This is a genomic window from Sutcliffiella rhizosphaerae, assembly GCF_917563925.1.
Taxonomy (GTDB): Bacteria; Bacillota; Bacilli; order Bacillales; family Bacillaceae_I; genus Sutcliffiella_A; species Sutcliffiella_A rhizosphaerae.
Map to the genome: position 1 here is coordinate 1 of NZ_CAKJTJ010000048.1, position 22,380 is coordinate 22,380.

Genomic DNA, 22,380 nt, shown 5'->3' on the forward strand with positions numbered 1-22,380 from the left:
TGAATGATTACTCCGTTCTAATAATTAATTTAATTATAAACGGGTTATCTAGTTATAGACATAGAAAAACCCGAATAAGGGGCACTTTTTTATAAGTGTCCGATATTCGGGTAATAGTTCATTTTTACACTGACGGGATTTTTTTAATATTTTAATATCTGAAAACCGAATGGTGGAAGCTTAGCTTGCAGAGTGTCTGCATTTGCAGCAAATTCGCTGTCGTTCCATAAGTCCGTTAACACCTTACCTTTTGTATAATCCGGTAAAGTCACCACTAATTCTTCCTTACTATTGTTAATGATAAACAGGATGGTTTCCTCACCTGAATGTTTTTCATAAATTAGATGATTGGTTTCGTTATTTGCTTCAATAAAACGAAGCTGACCATGATTCCCGAATACCGGAAAAGCTTTTCGTAGTGTAGTTAATTTCTTAACAAACTCGAACATATCAACATCTTGCTTTTCTTTATCCCATTCCATACACTTGCGACAACCTGGGTCTTGCTCACCAGTCAAACTGATTTCATCGCCATAATAGATACATGGAGCACCTACAAAGGAAAGTTGGAATAAAAATAACAGTTTTAATTTATTTTTATCTTCGCCGCAAATTGTAAGAATACGTGGTGTATCATGGCTGCCAAGTAAATTAAATGCTACTTCATTGACATTGTCCGGATAAGAATGCATTACTTTGGAAATAGAGTTTGCAAAATCTTCGGCGGTTGTTTTATCTTTTGCTAAATAATCCAATGTGGCAGTAGTAAAAGGGTAGTTCATGACTGCATCAAACTGATCCCCTTGCAACCAAGGCATGGAGTCGTGCCATATTTCTCCAAGGATATATACATCCTCTTTTTCAGATTTAACAGCCTGACGGAATTCTCTCCAAAATTGATGATCGACTTCATTTGCAACATCTAATCTCCAACCATCAATATCAAATTCCTTTACCCAATAGCGTCCAACCTCTAAAAGATAATTCTTTACATCAGGATGCTCGGTATTGAGCTTTGGCATACTGGATACGAAAGCAAAAGCGTCATAGTTTGGTTTTGGTTCTGTTTGAACTGGGAAATCCCAAATATGGAACCAATCTTTGTATTTTGAATTTATACCGTTCTTCAGTACATCCTGAAATGGTTCCCAATAATACCCACTATGATTAAAAACTGCATCAAGCATGATTTTTATTCCATGCTCATGGCAAACCTCAACAAGTTTTTTGAAAGTCTCTTTTGTACCGAATTGCGGATCAATCTCCATATAATCAATCGTGTCATATTTATGATTAGAGTGCGCTTTGAAAATAGGGGTGAAATAAATCCCCGTTATACCTAATTCTACTAAGTGATCAATGTTTTCGATGACGCCTTCAAAATCACCACCAAAAAAGTTAGTTGTGCTAGGTTCGGCACTCCCCCAAGGTAATGTCCCTTTAGGATCATTAAGCGGATTGCCATTTGCAAATCTTTCAGGGAAGATTTGATACCAAATTGTATCTTTCACCCAGGCTGGTGCCTTGAAGACATCGGCTTTATTAAGATAAGGGAAGCAGAAGTAGAAGCCAGAATCTTTTGGCTCTTCATCAAAAAAACCTTTTTCATTATATACTAGCTTTTCCTCACCTGAAGCCAACAAAAAACCGTACCGTAATCTTCTAAATTCCGGACTTACTTCAGCTAACCAGTAATCATACAATTGATCGGATCCTGTTTTAGACATTTCCTTTTTTTCTGAAACCCAAGCATTTTCCTCCCATATGTATGGATCCCCATAAATAAGGTTAACAGACTCAATGTCGTTTTTCTTTGTTTGCAAGCGAATGTGCAGTGTCGTTTCATTGTATGCATAAGCAAAGTTATTTTTAGGTCGGTGATAGATAGCTTCTTTTATCATAATTTGTTTAACCTCTCTCTTTATGCAAGCGATTGCATTTATTTCATGAAAAATTTGGTTTAAACATTCCTATGGCCAACATGTTCAAACATAAGGTTATGTCAAAAAGAAAGCGATGTCAATGAAAAGGAAAATAGGCTGACATGTTGATTAAAGAATAAAATAAAAAATTGTCACATGAAATTAATTTATTAAAAATAGCTTGATATTAAAAGGATTTTTGAATGTGCGAAATTATTAGATAGTTATATTAAAAGATTTATGAAAAAAACTGGTTGTCAATTGGGCGATTACATGTATAATAAAAAGTGAAAGTTGTGCAATCGTTTTCACTAAAAATGTAAGCGCTAAATGTTTCCGCTTTCATTCAATGCAATCGGTTGTGCATCTTAGTAGAAAGATTAATTCATGACGGAGGGGTCAAAATGAAAAAGTTCCTAGCGATGTTATTGGTTGCTGTCCTTACTTTAGGTGTACTTGCAGCGTGTGGTCCACAACGTGACACAAACAATGCTGGTGGTAACGCTGAAAATGATGGAGAAGGTACGACAACGGAGGGTGTAAATAAACCTGATAGTCTTACTGTTTGGGTAAACGATGATGAAAATCAAAAAGCTGCTTTAGATGAAATTTTTACAGCTTATACAGAAGAAACTGGTATTGAAGTTAAAACAACTGCAATCTCCATGTTAGATCAAGTAGAAGCTCTTGCACTAGATGGTCCAGCTGGTAAAGGTCCAGATGTTTTCTTTGGTCCACATGACCGTCTTGGTGATATCATTCTACGTGGTCTTGCAGAACCAATTGATATTGGAGAAGATGCGTCTTTATACAGTGAGACTGCAATTAATGCTGTTACTGTTGATGGAGAGGTATACGGAGTACCACAGGTTCTTGAAACGTACGGCATGTTTTACAACAAAGATTTAGTCACTGCTGAAGAAATTGCAACAATGGAAGGTCTAATGAAAGTTGCAGAAGAGAAAACAGATCAAAGTAAAGATGAATATGGTTTCTTGATGGAAGCTACTAACTTCTATTTCATCTATCCTTTCTTCGCTGGTAACGGCGGATATGTGTTTAAAAACGATGGATCTGGATTTGATGCTTCCGATATAGGTCTTGCTAATGAAGGTGCAGTTTCCGGTGGAGAGCTTGTTCAATCTTGGTTTGATAACGGATATATTCCAAAAGAAATCAACGCCGATATTATGAATGGTCTTTTCCAAGAAGGTAAAGTTGCGACTGTGCTTACTGGTCCTTGGAACATTGCTGCTTACAGAGATGCTTTAGGAGATAAGCTTGGAACTGCAACATTGCCTACATTAGAAAATGGAGATGTTCCAAATTCATTTGTTGGTGTTAAAACTTGGATGTTAAGCTCATACTCTGAAAATCAGGAGTGGGCGATTGATTTAATGAAATTCATTACAAATTATGATAACGCAATGAAATATTATCAAGCTGCTGGTGAAATGCCTGCCTTGCAACAAGCATTAGAAAGTGAAGAAATTGCAAATGATGACATGATCGGTGCATTTGCTGAGCAAACTCAATATGGTGAGCCAATGCCTAATATTCCTCAAATGCAACAAGTTTGGGATCCTATGGGAAGTGCACTTCAATTTATCGCTAATGGTGATGATGTAGGTGAAGTATTATCTGAAGCCGTACAGCAAATTGAGGATAATATTGCTGCTAGTGGAGCGCAGTAATCACTAATGAATGGACCTAGTGGGTAGACTAAGCTTCCATGCTTGTCTATCCACTCTATTTTCTTTAACAGGAGGATCTGCTATGTCTGATATGGAAAAAATGCGCTCACATAACCCTACTTTAGCAATGGTCCTTTCCATAATATTTGCTGGGTTAGGTCAACTTTATAACCGCAGATATGCGAAAGGGATTGCATTCATTATTATTGAAGCAGCATTTTTGATTACTTTCTTCGAATTTTTAAACATCGGTTACTGGGGCTTATTCACACTAGGAGAAATACCAAGGGTTGATCACTCCATCTTTTTATTAATACAAGGACTCATCTCTGTCATTATCACTGTTTTTGCAGTGGCCTTATACTACTTGAATGTTGTAGATGCGAGAAATAATGCAATTGACCTGAAATTAGGAAAAGAAAAGCCTACTGTAAAAGAAGCATTTAAGAATTTTTATGACAACGGTTTCCCTTACTTCATGGTTATTCCAGGGCTAATTATGCTCATATTTGTGGTTGTTCTTCCATTAATGTTTATGGTGTCGTTAGCATTTACAGACTATAACCTTTATAACACTCCACCAAGAGCTCTTTTGAGTTGGGTTGGTTTTGAGAATTTTACAAGTCTGGTATCGATACCACTATGGAAAGACACTTTCATTAGTGTATTTGCCTGGACGATTGTGTGGACTGTTTGTGCAACTACTGGTCAGATTGCATTAGGTCTATTTCTAGCATTGCTAGTTAACGACCCACGCATCAAGTTTAAACGTGCCATCAGAACTTTCCTAATCTTACCTTGGGCTGTTCCAGCATTTGTGACGATTTTAATTTTTGCAGCAATGTTCAATGACCGCTTCGGTGCTATCAACCGTGATATTTTAGGTACTGCAATACCATGGTTAACTGACCCTTTCTATACAAAAATTGCAATAATAATGATTCAAACTTGGTTAGGCTTCCCGTTTGTTTTCGCTTTATTTACTGGAGTACTTCAAAGTATCTCCAAAGATTGGTATGAAGCCGCAGACGTTGATGGAGGAACACGTTTTCAGAAGTTCCGATTCATTACGATGCCTCACCTTTTATACGCAACAGCACCACTGTTAATTATGCAATATGCGGGTAACTTCAATAACTTTAACATTATTTATCTATTCAATCAGGGGGGACCTGCGGTTCGTGGTCAAAACGCTGGAGGCTCAGATATTTTGATTTCATGGGTATATAAACTGACTTTCGACACGAGTAATTACAACATGGCTGCAGCTATTTCCATAATCCTCGGATTAATAGTAGCAGGATTTGCTTTCTTCCAGTTCCGTCGTACTCGTTCATTCAAAGAGGAGGGTAGCATTTAATGAATCGTAAAACGAAATCCAAAATTGAAGTGTCATTCATCTACCTATTTCTTGGCTTTATGTTTATCATTATTGCCTACCCACTTTTGTGGACAATTGGTTTATCCTTTAATCCTGGAACGAGCCTATACTCAGCAACCATGATTCCAGAGAACTGGTCATTAGTACATTATAAGTGGCTGTTTTTTGACCCTCAAAGCGACTACTTAATTTGGTACAAAAATAGTATTTTAGTTGCAGTGGCAAATTCATTTTTTTCAGTATTGATAACAGCATTTGTAGCTTATGCGTTCTCCCGCTATCGTTTTAGAGGAAGAACGTATGGCTTATATGCATTCTTACTTTTGCAAATGTTTCCTGCATTAATGGCAATGGTAGCTATTTACATCTTATTAAATATGATTGGACTTCTAGATTCACTTGTAGGATTGACTTTGGTTTACATCGGAGGACAAATTCCATTCAATGCTTGGCTCGTAAAAGGGTATTTCGATACGATTCCAAGAGAATTGGATGAAGCCGCTCGTATGGATGGAGCAGGACATTTCGGCGTATTTTTCCGAATCATGCTTCCACTCGCAAAGCCGATTTTAGCAGTGGTTGCCTTATTCAACTTTATGGCGCCGTTTACAGACTTTATCCTGCCGCGTATTGTACTGAGAACACCAGAAAACTTTACATTGGCATTAGGATTATTTAATTTCATTAATGATCAGTTTGCAAATAACTTTACTCGATTTGCAGCTGGATCAATTTTAATTGCAATACCTATTGCTTTGATGTTCTTGTTCTTACAGCGCTATTTAATTGCTGGCCTAACTGCCGGTGGAACAAAAGGATAGAAATAGTATATAATCGTTTATGGGCTAAAAATAAGGCTGTTTAAAAAAAACACTAAAACGATTTAAGGGAGGGAAGCGGAATTGATGAAACGAGTGTTGGTGCTCATTCTCGTTCCGTTTCTTCTTTTTTCTGCATGGTTTGTTCCATCAGTACAACCAGTTAAAGCTGAAAAAGAAGAACACGCATGGCAAGATGAGATTATTTATTTTATTATGATTGACCGTTTTAACAATGGAGATATTTCCAATGATTACGAGGTGAACAGGGATGATCCGAAAGCCTATCATGGCGGAGATTTTCGCGGTATTATCCAAAAGCTTGATTACATTAAAGATATGGGATTTACGGCTCTATGGTTAACGCCAATTTTTCAAAATGAAGAGAAGGGCTACCATGGATACTGGACGGAAGATTTCTATAATGTCGAAGAGCACTTTGGAACATTGGACGAATTTAAAGAACTAGTGAAAGAAGCACATAGTAAAGATATAAAAGTAATTGTGGACTTGGTTGTAAATCATACAGGCTACCAGCATCCTTGGCTAAAAGAGGAAGACAAGGCAGACTGGTTTAATCCAGAGCAAAATATACGTGATTGGAACAATCAAGAACAAGTGGAGAACGGGTGGATCTATGGGTTGCCTGACCTTAATCAGAATAATCCAGAAGTGCGTAACTATTTGATAGAAATGGCCAAATGGTGGATAGAGGAAACAAACATTGATGGTTATCGCCTAGATACAGTAAAGCATGTTCCAAAAGATTTCTGGGAGGAATTCGCATCGGAAGTAAAGTCAGTAAAAGGAGATTTTTTCCTCATTGGAGAAGTATGGGATGATAACCCTGAGTATGTTGCAAGTTACCAGGAAACCGGCATCGACTCTCTTGTAGATTTTCCGATGTACAATGAACTGACTAGAATATTTTCGGCAGCGGATCAACCTTTAAGCAGACTTGACACCATTTTTTATCATAATCAGAATTTCTATGATAATCCTTATGTATTAGGAACGTTTTTAGATAATCATGATGTGGAGCGGTTTACACGAGCTGCTATCAATAAGAATCAGTATCCTCCGACACGGTTGAAACTGGCACTAACATATATGTATAGTGCACCAGGCATACCTATTATCTATTATGGAACTGAAATTGCCCTTGATGGAGGAGAAGATCCAGATAACCGCAGAAATATGAATTTTCGAGCGGATAAAGATTTGATTGAATATATCACCAAGCTTGCTGAGCTACGAAAATCCATGCCGAGCCTTACACGAGGTACCTATGAAATGGTTTATGATAATGGGGCTATGGCAGTCATCAAAAGGCAATATGAAGAAGAAACCACCTTTATTGCTATAAACAATTCAAGTGAAACAAAAGTGGCACAGCTTGATGAGGATTTAGTCGGTGAAAGCATGGAACTAAGGGGTACTCTAGCAGACGAGCTCGTTCGTAATGTAGATGGAAATTATACCATTGGCTTAGATAGAGAGTCTGCGGAAATCTATACTGTAAAAGAAGATTCAGGGGTAAATGTTAGTTTTGTCAGTGCTATGGTTTTAATTTATGGTGGATTTGTTGCATTTATTGTAGCGGCTATTATAAGAAGAAAGAAAATGAGTAAGAATAAAGAATGATAAAAGACTATATTCCGTCAAAGGGCGGAAATAGTTTATTAAGTAATGAATACGTTTTCAATTTATAAAGGGGAGGGAAAGGTGCATGGCAGTTACCATTAAAGATGTAGCAAAAATAGCCAATGTCGCACCTTCCACAGTTTCTCGTGTCATCGCAAACAACCCGCGCATAAGCGAAAAAACAAAAAAACGCGTGAGAGAAGCAATGGAAGCACTTGGATACCATCCAAATTTTATTGCAAGAAGCCTTGCCAACCAAACTACACAAGTGATTGGTTTAGTGATGCCTGCTGCAGCAGATAAAACATTTCAAAACCCTTTTTTCCCCGAGGTATTAAGGGGTATTAGCACTGCTGCTCATGAAAAGCAATATGCACTTCATATGTCAACAGGTGTAAGTGGAGATGAAATATTAGAAGGTGTAAGACAGATGGTACAAGGCAGAAGAGTGGACGGAATTATCCTTTTATATTCTGCTGTTGAAGACAAGGTAATTAAATACTTGCAAAAAGAGTGCTTTCCATTTGTTGTAATAGGAAAACCGTTTGAGCATGTAGAAGAAATTACACATGTGGACAACGATAATTATCGTGCTGCAAAAGAGGTAACACATCATTTACTATCTCTTGGTCACGAACGTGTTGCATTTGTTGGGGGAAGTATTCAGCTTGTTGTCACCATTGATCGTTTGCTTGGATATGAAAAAGCATTACGGGATGCAGAAATACCATACAGAGATGAATATATTGTACATGAAGAGTTCTTAAAAGAAGGTGGACAGGAGGCAATTTCCGAATTGTTGTCCTTAGAGGAGCCACCTACTGCTCTTGTGGTTACAGATGATTTGATGTCATTAGGAATACTTAATACATTGCATGATATGGGAATATCCGTTCCAGAGCAAATGTCAATCGTCAGTTTTAATAATGTTTTGTTGGCAGAAGTCGCCCGGCCACCTTTAACATCTGTGGATATAAATATTTTTCAACTTGGTTTTCAAGCTGCAAAAACTCTAATTCAGAAAGTGAAGGACCCAACAGAGCCTATTAAACGTATCATTATTCCGCATAATATGGTGAAACGCCAAACATGCAAGGAGTTTGCAAACTAAGGGGAAGCCAGTCTATAAATAGGCTGGCTATTTTTATAGAAAATACTGAAATAAAAATCTAACAAAGACCCGATATATTTACATCAATCCACAATCTATTCTACCCATTTACAATTTTCCCACCATTTACGTGCAGCATTTGACCATTCATATAAGAAGCATCATCACTTGCCAAAAACACATAACTTGGGGCAACCTCCTCAGGCTGGCCTGGGCGTTTCATCGGTGTATTCGCCCCAAAGCTAGCAACCTGATCTGCTGGAAAGGTAGAAGGAATCAGCGGGGTCCAGATGGGACCAGGAGCAACTCCATTAACTCTTATCCCTTTTCCGACAAGCTGCATAGCCAAAGAACGGGTAAAGGTTACGATAGCCCCTTTTGTTGCTGAGTAATCTATCAACTGCTCATTGCCTGCATATGCAGTCACAGAAGCAGTATTGATAATACAGCTGCCATTTTGAAAGTAAGGCAGAACAGCCTTCGTTAAATAAAAGAAGGAAAAAATATTTGTGCGGAACGTCTTTTCAAGCTGTTCGGCACTTATATCTTCTATACTTTTTTGAGGATGCTGTTCAGCAGCATTATTGACAAGAATATCGATTTTATGGAAATTTGCTATCGCTTCATCCACGATTTGTTTACTAAACGATTCCTCTCCAATATCTCCTGAAATTAGATGGCATTTACGGCCTTCTGCTTCTACCTGCTTTTTCGTCTCTTTTGCGTCCTCATGTTCATTTAAATAGACAACCACGATATCTACACCTTCTTTTGCAAAATAAACAGAGACTGCTCTTCCAATACCACTGTCACCACCAGTAATGATAGCCACTTTATCCGTAAGCTTTCCGCTACCTTGATAACGACTATCTTCAAAGATTGGCTTAGGATCCATGTTAGATTCAATTCCTGGTTGTGTGTTTTGATGTTGAGGGGGAAGGGTCTGCCTCTGATTTTGCTGATCTACCATATAAACCACCTCCAATAATCTTTCCTATTATGAGAAAAAGAAATATAATTTATCCATAAGAAAAATAAGGGGGAGTGGGTATGGTTATAAGAGAAGCTGTTTTTGGTGATGCAGCACAAATAATAGACCATTCCAAAAAAGTATTTAAAGAAGGTCGCAATCTGTTAACGACGCCGGAAGAATACACAATCACACTAGAAGAAGAAGTAGAGTGGTTAAAAAATAACAAAGAGAAAAATCAATTAGTGTTAGTAGCTGAAAATGCTTCTGAAATTGTCGGCATGTTAAATGTAACAAGAGGCTCTAGAAAGCGGGTATCACACATTTGCTTTTTGGGAATCAGCATACAAAGTGCATACTGTAACAACGGTCTCGGTAGTGAAATGCTGCTAAAAATGCTTGAATGGGCTAAAAAAGATAAACACATCGAAAAAGTTAGTTTAGAAGTGTTCAGCCATAATGAGAGGGCTATCCATGTGTATAAAAAGCTTGGATTTAAAGTAGAAGGATTGAAAGAAAAACATGTGAAATTTGAAGATGGAACATATTCAGATGAACTGCTTATGGCGCAGTTTGTAAAAAAATCCAGGATTGAGCTAGATTAACCTCAGTTGCGCATATAAAAAGATGCGTGACTGAAATGGGAGAAAATAATTTTCCGGGCACTTATTTTCCTTTTGAGTGCCCGGTTTTTTTATTTGTTAAATTTCGGTCACTCCATTCTGTTTGAGTAAAGCCTATTGTTGTGTGTAAGAATAGTTACTATAGATCTTTAACTTTTTAAGGTGATACTTTCGCTGTCTGGCAAGTTTTATATACAAAAATGAAATGGTGAAAACTAAATTTGAATCTAACAATCAACACTAAGCTCTCATTTTAGCTAAAAAGCTGCCTGAAAATCAGTTTTCAATGATTTTCAGGACAGCTTTATCAAGCGTTTTTAATTCTGTTTTAACGGTAATTAACAAATTGCAAATCAATATCTAAATCTGAATCACGTAGAGCAGCAATTACTTGCTGCAAATCATCACGGTTTTTACCAGTAACCCGAACTTGGTCATCTTGAATTTGAGATTTAACTTTCAACCCAGAATTTTTAATAATGATATTTATCTTTTTGGCATTGTCTTTGTCAATTCCTTGAACAAGCTTTCCTCGTTGTCGAACAGCCCCTTTAGAGGCATCTTCAATTTTACCGTATTGAATATTTTTCGTAGGAACATTACGTTTAATCATCTTACTGATTAATACATCTTTTAGTTGATCCAGTTTAAATTCACTATCTGAAAGTAATACGATTTCTTCTTTTTCCAGTTTAATGTCACTTACAGATCCTTTAAAGTCAAAACGGTTTTGAATTTCTTTCAGTGCAATATTAATGGCGTTGGTAACTTCAGACATTTCCATTTTAGATACAATGTCAAATGAGCTTTCTTTAGCCATAATGATCCCTCCATTATAAAAATTTGGTAATTAAATGAAATCATCGCTTTCTGTTCCTAATTATAGTAGAATAAAGCAGTTTGGACAACTTAAGGAAAGTCATGTACACTCAACATAAAGAATGCGTAAAAAGGAAGGTATAATAAATGATGGAAACTGGTACAGTATTACAATTGACAGTGGAAAGGGAGACGCCCCTTGGCTATATGTTAACGGATGGAGAAGAGTCTATTCTTTTACATAAAAATGAAGCAACGAAAGAGCTATCTTTAGAAGAAAGGGTAGAGGTTTTCCTATACTCTGATCAAAAGAGTAGAATTACAGCAACAATGACCATTCCTAAAGGTCTAGATGGGCATGAGTGGATGGAGGTAGTCGAGGTTCTACCAGGGCTAGGTGCTTTTGTTCATATCGGAATTGCTAAGGATGCACTCATTCCTGCAGATGATTTGCCAGTGTTTGAAAAAATCTGGCCGCTAGTGGGAGATCACTTGCTTTGCAGAGTGAAAACAGACCGTAGAGGAAAGCTTATTGCAAAGCTTGCAACACAGGATGTTATGCTTGGTCGTTCAATTGATGCTCCTTCCAACATACTCAACAATAATATTCAAGGAACGATATATAGACTTTTAAAAGTTGGAAGTTACTTAATTACCAATGAGGGTTATGTTGGGTTTATTCATCATACCGAGCGTAAAGAAGAACCAAGACTTGGACAGGTAGTTGAAGGTCGTGTAATTGATGTGAAAGAAGATGGAACCATCAATGTTTCTTTAGTGCCTCGTAAACAGGACGCCATGGACGAGGACTCCGATATAATCATGGAGTATTTAGAATTACGTGGCGGAGCCATGCCATATAGCGATAAGAGTTCACCAGAAGACATCAAGGAGCGCTTTCAAATCAGTAAAGCTGCCTTTAAACGAGCAATGGGCAAATTAATGAAGAATGGATTAATAACCCAATCAGAGGGTTGGACATATAAAAAAAATGAAGAATGACGAAGAAGCAGCCTGAAAGATAAAAGGCTGCTTTTTATACTTGGTTTGGAGATTTGGGCCGAGTGGGCTGTCCCTCCGACCCGCCCCTCACAAATGATCGCTTTTCTTGGAATACTGTCGTTTTCCTTTTTGATCATTTGCTTCGCGCTGTAAGTTTTTTTCGTGGCGCTTAGCATTATTGTCTTTTGCTTTTTTGTCATTATCACTTGTATGCGGCATAGTTAAACCTACTCCTTTTTGATGATGATAGGAGTAGGTTTTCCAACAGTAAAAAACTTATGCTTTTTTGTCATTAATGAAAAAGAGGGCAATGGTCCCTGGACCAGCGTGTGCACCTACTGCTGATCCGATGGATGTAATGGTAATATCTGCTGTGCCTTGGTTGTTATCTTCAATCATGCCTTTGAGGGTTAATGCAGTTTCCATATCATCCCCATGGCTGATGCCAATTCGTTGATTTGCAGATGTAAAGCCATTTCTATTTTGCATGACTTCTATCATACGGCGTAATACTTTTTTTCGCCCACGAATTTTTTCAAGGGGAATAAGCTTTCCTTCCTCCATATGTAAAAGAGGTTTAATGTTTAATAAGCCACCTACGAAGGCAGAAGCTTTGCTTACACGTCCTCCACGGGCTAAATATTCTAGGTTGTCTACTGTAAAAACGTGTTCAACATGGGTAATATCATGCTGGACTGAATGGAGAATTTCTTCTTTTGTAGCTCCAGTTGATGCTAATTCTACCGCTTTTTTTACAACGAGTCCGTAACCGAGTGATGCACATTTGGAATCGATGATGGTCAAATCAAGGTCTGGATATTCCTCTTTTACTTCATTTTGCATTAGAACTGCTGTCGAATAAGTACCAGAAAGTTCCGAGGAAAAGGCAACATAAATAGCTGTTTCTTTTTTCTTTGCTACCTCTGTAAAAAGATCCTTCATAAAGACTGGGGAAGCCTGTGAGGTTTTTACAACCTGCCCTTTACGCATCGCATCATAAACTTTTGATGAATCGATTGTGACCATATCCTCGTATTCTGTCTCGCCAAATAGGACTTTAAGGGGAATCAGGTCAATGTTTGCGGCGGAAAAAAAGTCTTTCGGTAAATCTGAGGCACTATCCGCAATAATTTTTATTGTCATATTGTCACCTTCTTTACTATACTTACAAGCATGGGTAAAACGAAATGTGAAAACAGAGGATGTATTTCATTTAGAGGAAACATGCTATAATTTCAAGTTTATCCATTTATAGTCTGCTCTTCAAGAAATAATTTGAAGTTCTCGTTTCAGAAGGGTAAAAAGAGGAAAAATACATAAAATAAGGTATTGGCTAGGAGGTTTTATGGTGAGTGATTTGAATATTCAACAGCATGTAAAAAAAGTGCTGATTGTTTTAGTAGGAGCATTTTTGAATGCAATTGCAATGAATTTCTTTTTAATTCCTGCAGATGTTTATGCAAGTGGGTTTACAGGGGTCGCACAGCTGTTCTATCGTATTTCTGAAAATTTTCTTCCCTTTACGATATCCACGGGTATCATTTTATTCTTACTTAATATTCCAGTAACTGTACTTGCATGGAAGAAGGTAGGACGTTCTTTTACTATTTATAGTTTTTTAAGTGTTTTTCTTATGTCATTATTTTTAGAAATTGTCCCGATTTACAAGGTGAATGATGATATCCTTCTTAATGCTGTTTTCGGAGGGGTAATAGCTGCGGTTGGTGTCGGGCTGACTTTAAAATGGGGGGCTTCGACAGGCGGCCTTGATATAATTGCGATGATTTTATCACGTATGAAAGACAAGCCTGTTGGCACTTACTTTTTTGCGTTGAATGCAGTTATTATTTTGACTGCTGGACTTGTTTTTGGATGGGAAAAAGCGCTATACACGCTCGTAACATTGTATGCATCTACACGTGTGATCGATGCCATCCATACTCGCCACGAAAAATTGACAGCGATGATTATCACAAAAAAAGGTAAGGAAGTGAAAGAGGCAATTCATGCCAAACTTGTCCGCGGTATTACAACAGTACCCGCTAAAGGAGCCTTTACTGGGGAAGATAAAGAAATGTTAATGATCGTCATTACTAGGTATGAATTGTATGATTTGGAGCGAATTATTAAAGATGCAGATCCAAATGCTTTTACAAATATCGTTCAGACAGCAGGTATCTTTGGAGTATTCAGGAAGGATTAAGAAAACAGCGCAAAAAGCTTCATAGCTTTCTGCGCTGTTTTTATTAGTCATTTGTTTGAGTGCTGAAAAGTTCTTCCTGCAATTCACGAAGTTGTACTTTTTCGGCGTCCGTTGAATTTGCATAAGCGGAGGATATTGCGTTTTTGGCAATACTCATCGAGTTTTCATTTTGTTCAGATGACGGTTCTTGTTTACCTTTTATTGCGTTCATCACAGCTTCACGAGCAGACTGGAATAATTGATTTCCCATTTTAAAACCCTCCTAAAGAATTGCGATCGGCTTGTTTAGCTTTGCGGGATTCAGATTCTTCCATCGTCAAATGGTAAGGGATTTGTTGGTCATGAAGCTGTATGGAGTTTTTTCCTTGCTGAACAAAACGCTTTGATTTGCTGCTTCTACCCATTATGAAAGCCCCCTTTTCAACTTGGACAATTATGACTTGTCCAGTAGGTAGTTTTAGTTTAAAAACCCTTAATTATAAGGGCAATTATTGGGCTTAGAGATTCAATTTCTTTTCAAGATAGACAGCAATTCCATCCTCTTCATTCGTTAACGTTATCTTGTTAGCTTTTGATTTGAGTCCGTTAATTGCATTGCCCATAGCAACTCCAGTGCCTGCATACTCAATCATTTCATAATCATTATCTTCATCACCAAAAGCAATAATATTTGCTTGAGGAATTTGGAAATGTTTTGCTACTCTTTCAAGTCCTACCGCTTTATTTATACCTGTCCGTACTAATTCAATAACATGCCAAGGGGCTGCCCAGCGCCTGTGATCAATCACTTCAGCATGTACTTCTGAAAGATATTCACGTATTTTTGGTACCTCATCTTCACTTGCATGAATCAACATACATGTTGGATCTTTTTTCAAAACCTGTCTCAAGTCTCCTGTTTCCATTTTAGGGTTACCGAATCCGAATATATCCAACAGCTTTTCATCATGATAGTGAAAGTAAACATCGTCCATAACTTCTGCCAAAATATTATGTATTTGATATTTTTCACTAACTTCAATTATTTCTTTCACTGTATCGATAGAAAGAGGTTCATGGTAAATACCCCAATCTTCATTACCAGGAAGGTGGACAAAAGCCCCATTAAAATTGACGATAGGTGAAGTTAAATTAAGTTCTTCATAGTACATGACACTAGCACGGTAAGGTCTTCCTGTAGCGATTACTACTTCATGCCCTTGCTCCATTGCTTTTTTTAGCACTAATTTATTCCGTCTGGATATTTTTTTATCATCTGTTAATAATGTACCATCCAAATCAACTGCTATTAGGTGTTTTTCCATCATTTAGTACCCCTTTTATTTAATTTCTCTCTTTCAAGTGTAACCTTTTTTATTTTTGATTGTCTACATGTTACACTAGACAAGTATCATTAAAAGGAAAATAGAACCAAAAAGTGAACAGGGGGATAATAAAATGATTAATATTGTAAAGCAAAGTGCTGGTGCCATTTCTTTTTTACATGTATGTGAAAAAGAATCCTTTGCAAATACGAAGCCCACTGTTATCTTTATACATGGTTTCCAAAGTGTCAAAGAAAATAATCTTCATTATGCCTACCTTCTTGCTGAGAAGGGATTTCGTGTAGTTCTACCTGACTGTATTCATCATGGAGACAGAAGCAGCGGGTTATTGGATCATGAAACGATGCAGGCCTTTTGGGAAATTGTTATTCAAACAATTCATGAGGTGGAATTGTTAAAGAATTATCTAGTTGAGAATAAATTAGCAGAGGAAAAGTACATCGGGGTGGCTGGTACATCGATGGGTGGCATTGTGACATTTGGAGCGTTAAAGCGTTATCCGTGGATCAAGGCAGCGGTGAGTCTAATGGGCTGTCCAAGCTATCAGGAGTTTGCTCAATGGAAAGTTAATAAGGTGATGGAAACTGGTTTTGTTCTTCCATTTAATCCTCAACAGTTGGAAACTTATATTTCCAAGCTTGAACCTTATGATTTGTCATCAGATTTAGGCTCACTGAATGAACGACCACTTTTCTGTTGGCATGGAAAAAAAGATAATGAAGTACCGATTGACCCACTACTAACGTTTGTTAATGATATAAAAGGATATTATAAAAATAAACCAGAACATTTTAAGCTTACAGTGGATGAACAAGCAGAGCATAAAGTGACAAGAGAGGGAGTGTTGGCAACCACCGACTGGTTTGCAACACATCTTACTTTTGCAGAAAAGGAGAGAAATTATGCAGGAAGTACTAAAAGATAAAGTAATGGAAATGTTAGAAGAAGTAGAGGATCCAGAACTAGGTGTTGATATCGTGAACCTTGGGTTAGTATATGAGGTGGATATAGATGCTTCAAACAATGTAGATATTACGATGACCTTAACATCCATTGGTTGCCCATTGGCAGGTGAAATTATAGAAGAAGTCAAAAAGAAGTTATCTCCAGTAGAAGCAATCAATGATGTTCATGTAAATATTACATTTAATCCACCGTGGAGCAAAGACCGGATGTCCCGCCTTGCAAAAATAGCATTAAACGTGACAGATTAAAGTGGAAATCACATGAAAACCTCTTAAAATGGGAAAGCTACAGTAGAGGTACAATATCTCAGGACGCACATTCTTTTATGCTTCTAAAAAACAGGAGGGAATCGAATGGGCCAAAATCAACAGTTTAAACCTGGACAAAAAGCGCCTAATAATGGGATCTATTTAGAAATAGGAGAGACCGGAAGTGGCGTGAAAAACCCGCAAAAGATCCAATTAAAAGCAGGAGATACATTTCCGGAAACCTCAAACCATAATCGACTTTGGGCAAAAAAACGACGTCCGTAATTTTAAAAGGTCATCCTCATTTTGGGGATGGCTTTTTTAGCAGTTTGTTTGTAGGAGATAAGTTAGTTTATGGAAGTTGACAATTAAATGATTTATGAATAACCATCAACAACCTAGTTTTTTGGAACTTTCCTGAGTGTAAGCCGTAAAAATATTACAATCAGATATTTGTGAGGAATTAATCCATACTGACCTCCAAAAGGAGTGAACATTAAACATGAACCTTAATCAAATGACTACTAAACTTCAAGAAGCTATTGTGTTGGCAAAAAGTATTGCCGAAAATCACAACCATCAACAAATTGAACAAGAACATCTTTTCTTAGCATTAATTCAGCAGCATGAAGGACTTACCATTAGAGTTTTACAAAAGCTTCAAATTCAAATCGACATCGAAAGCTTAATTAATAGGCTCTCGGGACTTCTCCAACGTAAACCAGAAGTAAGCAATACTACATACGAAGCATATATAAGCACCTCTTTAAACACAGTTTTCAAAAAGGCAAAAGAATGGGAAACGGAATGGAAAGATGATTTCCTTTCAACTGAACATGTTTTACTCGCATTAGTGGAAACTGCTGACATAACTTATCAATTTCAACAATTAGTTCAAGAATACAAGCTAACAAGTACTAGTCTAATGATTGCAATTAATGAAATAAGGGGGAACCAAAGAGTGTCATCAAAAGAGCCTGAGTCTACCTATGAGGCATTAAACAAATATGGGAGAGATCTCATTGAAGAAGTAAAAAAAGGGAAATTAGACCCTGTTATCGGTCGAGATCAGGAAATTCGAAGGGTAATTAGGATATTATCCCGTAAAACAAAAAACAACCCAGTATTGATAGGAGAACCAGGGGTAGGTAAAACAGCGATAGTGGAGGGCTTAGCACAGAGGATTGTCCGTAAAGATGTACCAGATGGACTGAAGGATAAAACCATTTTTTCTCTTGACCTTAGCTCGCTTGTAGCGGGGGCAAAATACCGGGGGGAATTCGAAGAAAGGCTGAAAGCAGTACTTCATGAAATCAAAAAAAGTAACGGTCAGATTATTCTTTTTATAGATGAACTGCACACCATCGTCGGAGCAGGTAAAACAGAAGGATCGATGGACGCTGGTAATATGTTGAAGCCGATGCTTGCACGTGGCGAATTGCATTGTATAGGTGCAACGACATTAAATGAACATCGTCAATATATTGAAAAGGATCCTGCGCTAGAAAGAAGGTTTCAACAGGTTCTAGTGGAGGAGCCGACTGTTGAAGATACCATCTCTATACTACGTGGATTAAAAGAGCGATTCGAAATCCATCATGGAGTAAACATCCATGATAGAGCAATCGTTTCAGCTGCGACTTTATCAGATAGATATATTTCGGAACGATTTCTTCCAGATAAAGCAATCGATTTAATTGATGAGGCCTGTGCAATGATTCGGACTGAAATTGATTCCATGCCAACCGAATTGGATGAGGTAACAAGAAGAGTGATGCAACTAGAAATTGAAGAAGCAGCTCTAAAAAAAGAAAGGGATCAAGCCAGTATTGAACGATTAGGAAACTTGCAAGAGGAACTTGCAAATTTAAAAGAAAAAGCAGATTCGATGAAAGCACAATGGCAGGTTGAAAAAGATGATATTCAGCAAATTCGTGAGAAAAGGGAAGAACTTGAAAAGTTAAAGCGTGAATTAGATGCGGCTGAAAACGACTATGATTTGGAGAAAGCAGCTGAATTACGACACGGTACTATACCGATGTTAGAAAAAGGACTTTCGGATTTAGAAGAAAAAACAAAACAAAAGAAGGAAAGCAAACAGCTTTTAAGGGAAGAGGTAACGGAAGAAGAAATCGCTGGAATTGTGGCTAAATGGACAGGCATACCTGTCACAAAACTGGTAGAAGGCGAAAGGGAAAAATTATTGAAACTAGAGGAAATTCTCCATCAAAGGGTAGTGGGACAACAGGAAGCAGTCCAGTTAGTGGCAGAAGCTGTAATCCGTGCACGAGCTGGAATTAAAGACCCTAAACGTCCGATAGGTTCTTTTATTTTTCTTGGCCCAACAGGAGTTGGAAAAACGGAGCTAGCTAGGGCATTAGCACAATCCTTGTTTGATACAGAAGAACAAATGGTCCGTATAGATATGTCAGAATATATGGAAAAGCATGCAGTATCAAGATTAATTGGAGCTCCTCCAGGCTATATAGGCTTTGAAGAGGGAGGACAGCTAACAGAAGCAGTTAGAAGAAAACCATACTCTGTAATTCTGTTAGATGAAGTAGAAAAAGCACATCCAGATGTGTTCAACATCTTATTGCAAATGCTAGATGATGGAAGAATAACCGATTCACAAGGAAAAACAGTCGATTTCAAAAATACAGTAATTATTATGACTTCCAACATTGGATCACACATCTTGCTAGAGGAAACAGAAAAAGAACTATCATTTAAGACAAAGGAAAAGGTAATGCAGCAACTACGCTCTCATTTCAAGCCTGAGTTGTTAAATCGAATTGATGATATCGTTATTTTTTCACCTCTCTCTAAAAGCGAAGTTGGCTTTATCATTGAAAAACTAGTTCAAGATCTGCAAAAGCGTCTGGAAGATAAGCATTTGAATGTAAAATTAACCAAACAAGCACAAGAATTTATTGTCGAAAGTGCATATGATCCTGCTTATGGAGCAAGACCGTTAAAAAGGTTTATCCAAAAACATATTGAAACCTTAATTGCCAAAGAAATCATAAAAGGAAACATCCAGGATTTTCATGAAATAATAATGGATATAAAAGAAGGAAAACTTATCATCCGTGACAAATAATTATTATAAGCTTTAAGAAAAAAGAACTTGTCCAAGTGAACAAGTTCTTTTTTCAGAGAAAGTATCAATTTTTGAAATTAGAATAGTGCCTAGCCTACTTAAGCTCATAAACACTGTCAAGAATATGAAAAGTGACCGTTACGTCTACTAGTTTTAGCTGGTAAAGGCGCTAGTGATTACCTTGGATTAATGATTATCTACAGGTTCGCTTGGTAACGCTTCCCCGAGAAGCATGACAATTCCAGCAAAAACTACTCCAACTATGGAAGATAATACGTAGTTATATGTATCACCCTGCATGTTTGCAACTACATAAGATAACATATTTACAAGAAGAAGTGACCAAAAAAGAGTCCAAAATATGCGCATGGTGTGTCCCCTCCGTTCGTTTTACGGTTTTATTCAATACTCATTCAACGGATATTTTACCATAAACTCAACATATAATAAATGTAAATATGTTTAACTTGTAGAAAAAAGGGGTTGATAAAAGATGAGTAATAAAGACAAACTTTTAGAATTGAAACTATTGTTAGATCAAGAGCTCAGTAATTTGACAGAGTTTGGACAAAAGACTTTAGAAAATCTTTTGGAAGAATTGGAGTACTCTGATGGGAGAAGCGACTAGGTTCGGAATCCCCTTTTTTACGGGTGAAAATAACTTCTTGCCCTTCGAAAAATAAGTATTTCGCCTTTAACACCAAGGAAAGCATACACATAGCATATTGTATACAAGTACGTGGACTGGAGGGCAAAATGATAGTAATGAAGCTAAATCAGCGTTTTTTTCAAATGAGTGGGCAATGGAATGCAGTACATGTGCCAGAAAAACCAAATGGATTTGGCTGCCTAATCATAGGGGATACCAATCACTTTGTTGATGAAAGTAACAGTTTGTGGTTACAACATATTGGAAGAAATAAGATAATGGAAGAAATTTTACAATGTGGGTATACACTTTTTTATTCCAATTTAAACGGAGCTCACTGGGGTAGTAGGCAGTCTGTGTTTCAGGCCAAACAACTATACCATATAATTTTGAAGCAAGAAATTTTAAATAATAAAATTCATATTTTAGCAGAAGGGATGGGCGCATTAACTGCTATGCAATTAATGGAGGATATGGATGAGAATATACGTTCAGTAGCTCTAATAAATCCATGTATAGATTTAAAAGCACAAATGTTGCAAGAAAAAGACCGGAAATTCTTCTATAAAAAGGTGAAGCATGAAATCTCAGACGCTTATGGTTTATCAATAAAAGATATGGAAATGTTTGAGGGCTTACCAGAAATTAAGAAGTATAAAAAAAATAAGCTGCCTGTGAAAATATGGCAAACAACTACAAACTTTACCTTCGATCCAAAACTTCATTGTAGAAAATACGAGGAATTTAGAAGAAAACAAAATGCACCAATTTCTGTTACCTATCATCTGGTAGAAAAAAGATACACGTACGGTCCATCTATATGCCAGTTTTTCAAAAAACATGAACATGATTTATGAGTAGTCCCTTTTCATGACAAATGGAATAGGGACTATTATTATGCATTGACGCATATGGATACAATAACTAAGAGGATGGATGGAGTGGAATTAGATGAAAAAAGCAGTGGTTATTGGTGTAACCTCACATATAGGATTTGCCCTTTGTCAAAAGTTAATTTCTAAAGAAGTAGAAGTAACAGGCTTTGAATGGCCAGATAAGATGGATGAGAACTCGGAAGAAAAAATAATGCAAATCGGCAGAAACGCTTTTTTTCAATTGCACTTGAACAAAAATGAAGACAGCACTTTTGATGTGGCATTTATGTGTATAGATGAAAAATTAAGGAATAACGAAGAAGAAATAAAACTCTCTAACTCCTATTCGAAAAATAGCAGAAAACTCATTTTACTATCCAATTACACCACGAAAGACTATGTAAGAATGTACAAAGACGAAATTGCAACCCCTGCAAATACGATATACTTTCCAACGTTATATGGACCTTGGCAGCCAGAACATGAAATAGTTCATATGCGAATTCTTGATGAAATGAAAACACAAATGCAAGAAAGTGTTGCAATTCCTCCTGTCAAAGATATTATATATGTAGATGATGCAGCAGATGCAATTCTTGATATTGCAACCACTCCTATTGAAGGGACTGATATTCTATTAAAGAATGAGAATCCACTTACCCTACATGAAATATACCAGGAGTTGAATATTCTGATTAAGAGTACAGAAGAGGTAGAAACTCCTTCAGGCTTGAAAGAATTTAAGGTAACCAATTCACTTACCATTCAAGATGGTTTGGATGCACAGAGGAATTGCATAAAAAAAAGGTTGAATAAACGCTAAAGCGCTGTTGTTCCGGAAGATTAGCATAAAAGGAAAGAAAAGCTCGGACCATTACATTTTCTTTACAGAATATTAGCTTTTCCTTTCCTTCCTCAACATGTACAATATAATAGGAATTATAGTAAACAGTGGGTTTATCGTTTTTGGAATGGGGGTGTAACATTCATGAAAAAAACTTTGATGGTATTTATACTATTTTTATTA

The 22,380-nt window shown here is 37.1% G+C and carries 24 protein-coding genes; 15 read left to right on the forward strand and 9 right to left on the reverse strand.

The window, feature by feature from the left end; translation table 11 throughout:
- Positions 1-143: 143 nt before the first annotated feature.
- Positions 144-1,901, reverse strand: coding sequence for an alpha-glycosidase (locus tag LRP81_RS21180; RefSeq protein ID WP_230504868.1), 1,758 nt, complete (start codon positions 1,899-1,901; stop codon positions 144-146).
- Between the two features lie 425 nt (positions 1,902-2,326).
- Here LRP81_RS21180 and LRP81_RS21185 point away from each other — a divergent pair, with 425 nt between their 5' ends.
- The 5 genes from LRP81_RS21185 (at position 2,327) to LRP81_RS21205 (ending at position 8,570) form a co-directional block, all read left to right on the forward strand.
- Positions 2,327-3,616 carry a sugar ABC transporter substrate-binding protein gene (locus LRP81_RS21185; protein WP_230504870.1) on the forward strand — a complete coding sequence of 430 codons (1,290 nt, stop codon included), beginning with the start codon at positions 2,327-2,329 and terminating at the stop codon, positions 3,614-3,616.
- A gap of 91 nt (positions 3,617-3,707) precedes the next feature.
- On the forward strand, positions 3,708-4,976 hold the full coding sequence (locus LRP81_RS21190; protein ID WP_230504907.1) for a sugar ABC transporter permease: 1,269 nt from the start codon (positions 3,708-3,710) through the stop codon (positions 4,974-4,976).
- The gene (locus tag LRP81_RS21195; protein ID WP_230504872.1) at positions 4,976-5,818 is read left to right on the forward strand and encodes a sugar ABC transporter permease; all 843 of its coding nucleotides are present in this window, start codon (positions 4,976-4,978) and stop codon (positions 5,816-5,818) included. Before LRP81_RS21190 ends, LRP81_RS21195 begins: the two co-directional genes overlap by 1 nt.
- An 84-nt stretch (positions 5,819-5,902) precedes the next feature.
- Complete coding sequence (locus LRP81_RS21200; RefSeq protein WP_230504874.1) at positions 5,903-7,459, forward strand: alpha-amylase family glycosyl hydrolase; 1,557 nt, start codon at positions 5,903-5,905, stop codon at positions 7,457-7,459.
- An 85-nt stretch (positions 7,460-7,544) separates the two neighbouring features.
- Entirely contained in the window at positions 7,545-8,570 is a 1,026-nt protein-coding gene (locus LRP81_RS21205) for a LacI family DNA-binding transcriptional regulator (protein ID WP_230504876.1), read from the forward strand.
- A 100-nt stretch (positions 8,571-8,670) separates the two neighbouring features.
- On the opposite strand, the gene LRP81_RS21210 is transcribed toward LRP81_RS21205, so the two are convergent.
- Positions 8,671-9,540: an SDR family oxidoreductase gene (locus LRP81_RS21210; protein ID WP_230504878.1), complete on the reverse strand. Its 870-nt coding sequence runs from the start codon at positions 9,538-9,540 to the stop codon at positions 8,671-8,673.
- Between the two features lie 80 nt (positions 9,541-9,620).
- On the opposite strand from LRP81_RS21210, the gene LRP81_RS21215 reads away from it, so the two are divergent.
- Entirely contained in the window at positions 9,621-10,145 is a 525-nt protein-coding gene (locus LRP81_RS21215) for a GNAT family N-acetyltransferase (RefSeq protein ID WP_230504880.1), read from the forward strand.
- Positions 10,146-10,491: 346 nt separating this feature from the next.
- On the opposite strand, the gene LRP81_RS21220 is transcribed toward LRP81_RS21215, so the two are convergent.
- A complete protein-coding gene (locus LRP81_RS21220; protein WP_230504881.1) occupies positions 10,492-10,983 on the reverse strand; it encodes a YajQ family cyclic di-GMP-binding protein in 492 nt (163 codons plus the stop codon).
- A 149-nt stretch (positions 10,984-11,132) separates the two neighbouring features.
- Here LRP81_RS21220 and LRP81_RS21225 point away from each other — a divergent pair, with 149 nt between their 5' ends.
- Entirely contained in the window at positions 11,133-11,984 is an 852-nt protein-coding gene (locus tag LRP81_RS21225; protein WP_230504908.1) for a CvfB family protein, read from the forward strand.
- An 87-nt stretch (positions 11,985-12,071) separates the two neighbouring features.
- On the opposite strand, the gene LRP81_RS21230 is transcribed toward LRP81_RS21225, so the two are convergent.
- Together LRP81_RS21230 and LRP81_RS21235 are read right to left on the reverse strand one after the other, a co-directional pair.
- Entirely contained in the window at positions 12,072-12,203 is a 132-nt protein-coding gene (locus LRP81_RS21230; protein WP_230504883.1) for a DUF3941 domain-containing protein, read from the reverse strand.
- A 57-nt stretch (positions 12,204-12,260) separates the two neighbouring features.
- A complete protein-coding gene (locus LRP81_RS21235) occupies positions 12,261-13,127 on the reverse strand; it encodes a DegV family protein (RefSeq protein WP_230504885.1) in 867 nt (288 codons plus the stop codon).
- 214 nt (positions 13,128-13,341) lie between these two features.
- On the opposite strand from LRP81_RS21235, the gene LRP81_RS21240 reads away from it, so the two are divergent.
- A complete protein-coding gene (locus tag LRP81_RS21240; RefSeq protein ID WP_230504910.1) occupies positions 13,342-14,187 on the forward strand; it encodes a YitT family protein in 846 nt (281 codons plus the stop codon).
- Between the two features lie 43 nt (positions 14,188-14,230).
- Here LRP81_RS21240 and LRP81_RS21245 read toward each other — a convergent pair whose 3' ends face one another.
- The 3 genes from LRP81_RS21245 to LRP81_RS21255 form a co-directional block, all read right to left on the reverse strand.
- The gene (locus tag LRP81_RS21245) at positions 14,231-14,437 is read right to left on the reverse strand and encodes a DUF3813 domain-containing protein (protein WP_230504887.1); all 207 of its coding nucleotides are present in this window, start codon (positions 14,435-14,437) and stop codon (positions 14,231-14,233) included.
- 1 nt (position 14,438) lies between these two features.
- Complete coding sequence (locus LRP81_RS21250; protein ID WP_230504889.1) at positions 14,439-14,591, reverse strand: hypothetical protein; 153 nt, start codon at positions 14,589-14,591, stop codon at positions 14,439-14,441.
- A 93-nt stretch (positions 14,592-14,684) separates the two neighbouring features.
- A complete protein-coding gene (locus tag LRP81_RS21255) occupies positions 14,685-15,491 on the reverse strand; it encodes a Cof-type HAD-IIB family hydrolase (protein ID WP_230504891.1) in 807 nt (268 codons plus the stop codon).
- A 133-nt stretch (positions 15,492-15,624) separates the two neighbouring features.
- Between LRP81_RS21255 and LRP81_RS21260 the strand changes: the two genes are divergently transcribed.
- The 4 genes from LRP81_RS21260 to clpB all read left to right on the forward strand — a co-directional run bounded on the left by LRP81_RS21260 (position 15,625) and on the right by clpB (position 19,829).
- A complete protein-coding gene (locus LRP81_RS21260) occupies positions 15,625-16,437 on the forward strand; it encodes an alpha/beta fold hydrolase (protein ID WP_230504893.1) in 813 nt (270 codons plus the stop codon).
- Complete coding sequence (locus LRP81_RS21265) at positions 16,415-16,726, forward strand: metal-sulfur cluster assembly factor (RefSeq protein ID WP_230504895.1); 312 nt, start codon at positions 16,415-16,417, stop codon at positions 16,724-16,726. Before LRP81_RS21260 ends, LRP81_RS21265 begins: the two co-directional genes overlap by 23 nt.
- 105 nt (positions 16,727-16,831) lie before the next feature.
- Positions 16,832-17,011 (forward strand): YjzC family protein, encoded by a 180-nt coding sequence (locus LRP81_RS21270; protein WP_230504897.1) that lies wholly within the window; start codon positions 16,832-16,834, stop codon positions 17,009-17,011.
- 217 nt (positions 17,012-17,228) lie between these two features.
- Positions 17,229-19,829 (forward strand): ATP-dependent chaperone ClpB, encoded by a 2,601-nt coding sequence (clpB, locus tag LRP81_RS21275; RefSeq protein ID WP_230504899.1) that lies wholly within the window; start codon positions 17,229-17,231, stop codon positions 19,827-19,829.
- 186 nt (positions 19,830-20,015) lie between these two features.
- Here clpB and LRP81_RS21280 read toward each other — a convergent pair whose 3' ends face one another.
- The gene (locus LRP81_RS21280; protein WP_230504901.1) at positions 20,016-20,198 is read right to left on the reverse strand and encodes a YjzD family protein; all 183 of its coding nucleotides are present in this window, start codon (positions 20,196-20,198) and stop codon (positions 20,016-20,018) included.
- Between the two features lie 124 nt (positions 20,199-20,322).
- Here LRP81_RS21280 and LRP81_RS23280 point away from each other — a divergent pair, with 124 nt between their 5' ends.
- From LRP81_RS23280 to LRP81_RS21290, 3 genes are all read left to right on the forward strand, one after another.
- A complete protein-coding gene (locus LRP81_RS23280) occupies positions 20,323-20,457 on the forward strand; it encodes a hypothetical protein (RefSeq protein WP_263458274.1) in 135 nt (44 codons plus the stop codon).
- 128 nt (positions 20,458-20,585) lie between these two features.
- Positions 20,586-21,335 (forward strand): hypothetical protein, encoded by a 750-nt coding sequence (locus tag LRP81_RS21285; protein ID WP_230504903.1) that lies wholly within the window; start codon positions 20,586-20,588, stop codon positions 21,333-21,335.
- Positions 21,336-21,429: 94 nt separating this feature from the next.
- Entirely contained in the window at positions 21,430-22,176 is a 747-nt protein-coding gene (locus LRP81_RS21290) for an NAD-dependent epimerase/dehydratase family protein (RefSeq protein WP_230504905.1), read from the forward strand.
- Positions 22,177-22,380: the final 204 nt, after the last annotated feature.

Bases quoted from the DNA above. Each gene is read 5' to 3' on its own strand.
- LRP81_RS21180 (WP_230504868.1), bottom strand. From the start codon at position 1,901: ATGATAAAAGAAGCTATCTATCACCGACCTAAAAATAACTTTGCTTAT.
- LRP81_RS21185 (WP_230504870.1), top strand. From the start codon at position 2,327: ATGAAAAAGTTCCTAGCGATGTTATTGGTTGCTGTCCTTACTTTAGGT.
- LRP81_RS21190 (WP_230504907.1), top strand. From the start codon at position 3,708: ATGGAAAAAATGCGCTCACATAACCCTACTTTAGCAATGGTCCTTTCC.
- LRP81_RS21195 (WP_230504872.1), top strand. From the start codon at position 4,976: ATGAATCGTAAAACGAAATCCAAAATTGAAGTGTCATTCATCTACCTA.
- LRP81_RS21200 (WP_230504874.1), top strand. From the start codon at position 5,903: ATGAAACGAGTGTTGGTGCTCATTCTCGTTCCGTTTCTTCTTTTTTCT.
- LRP81_RS21205 (WP_230504876.1), top strand. From the start codon at position 7,545: ATGGCAGTTACCATTAAAGATGTAGCAAAAATAGCCAATGTCGCACCT.
- LRP81_RS21210 (WP_230504878.1), bottom strand. From the start codon at position 9,540: ATGGTAGATCAGCAAAATCAGAGGCAGACCCTTCCCCCTCAACATCAA.
- LRP81_RS21215 (WP_230504880.1), top strand. From the start codon at position 9,621: ATGGTTATAAGAGAAGCTGTTTTTGGTGATGCAGCACAAATAATAGAC.
- LRP81_RS21220 (WP_230504881.1), bottom strand. From the start codon at position 10,983: ATGGCTAAAGAAAGCTCATTTGACATTGTATCTAAAATGGAAATGTCT.
- LRP81_RS21225 (WP_230504908.1), top strand. From the start codon at position 11,133: ATGGAAACTGGTACAGTATTACAATTGACAGTGGAAAGGGAGACGCCC.
- LRP81_RS21230 (WP_230504883.1), bottom strand. From the start codon at position 12,203: ATGCCGCATACAAGTGATAATGACAAAAAAGCAAAAGACAATAATGCT.
- LRP81_RS21235 (WP_230504885.1), bottom strand. From the start codon at position 13,127: ATGACAATAAAAATTATTGCGGATAGTGCCTCAGATTTACCGAAAGAC.
- LRP81_RS21245 (WP_230504887.1), bottom strand. From the start codon at position 14,437: ATGGGAAATCAATTATTCCAGTCTGCTCGTGAAGCTGTGATGAACGCA.
- LRP81_RS21250 (WP_230504889.1), bottom strand. From the start codon at position 14,591: ATGGGTAGAAGCAGCAAATCAAAGCGTTTTGTTCAGCAAGGAAAAAAC.
- LRP81_RS21255 (WP_230504891.1), bottom strand. From the start codon at position 15,491: ATGGAAAAACACCTAATAGCAGTTGATTTGGATGGTACATTATTAACA.
- LRP81_RS21260 (WP_230504893.1), top strand. From the start codon at position 15,625: ATGATTAATATTGTAAAGCAAAGTGCTGGTGCCATTTCTTTTTTACAT.
- LRP81_RS21265 (WP_230504895.1), top strand. From the start codon at position 16,415: ATGCAGGAAGTACTAAAAGATAAAGTAATGGAAATGTTAGAAGAAGTA.
- LRP81_RS21270 (WP_230504897.1), top strand. From the start codon at position 16,832: ATGGGCCAAAATCAACAGTTTAAACCTGGACAAAAAGCGCCTAATAAT.
- clpB (WP_230504899.1), top strand. From the start codon at position 17,229: ATGAACCTTAATCAAATGACTACTAAACTTCAAGAAGCTATTGTGTTG.
- LRP81_RS21280 (WP_230504901.1), bottom strand. From the start codon at position 20,198: ATGCGCATATTTTGGACTCTTTTTTGGTCACTTCTTCTTGTAAATATG.
- LRP81_RS23280 (WP_263458274.1), top strand. From the start codon at position 20,323: ATGAGTAATAAAGACAAACTTTTAGAATTGAAACTATTGTTAGATCAA.
- LRP81_RS21285 (WP_230504903.1), top strand. From the start codon at position 20,586: ATGATAGTAATGAAGCTAAATCAGCGTTTTTTTCAAATGAGTGGGCAA.
- LRP81_RS21290 (WP_230504905.1), top strand. From the start codon at position 21,430: ATGAAAAAAGCAGTGGTTATTGGTGTAACCTCACATATAGGATTTGCC.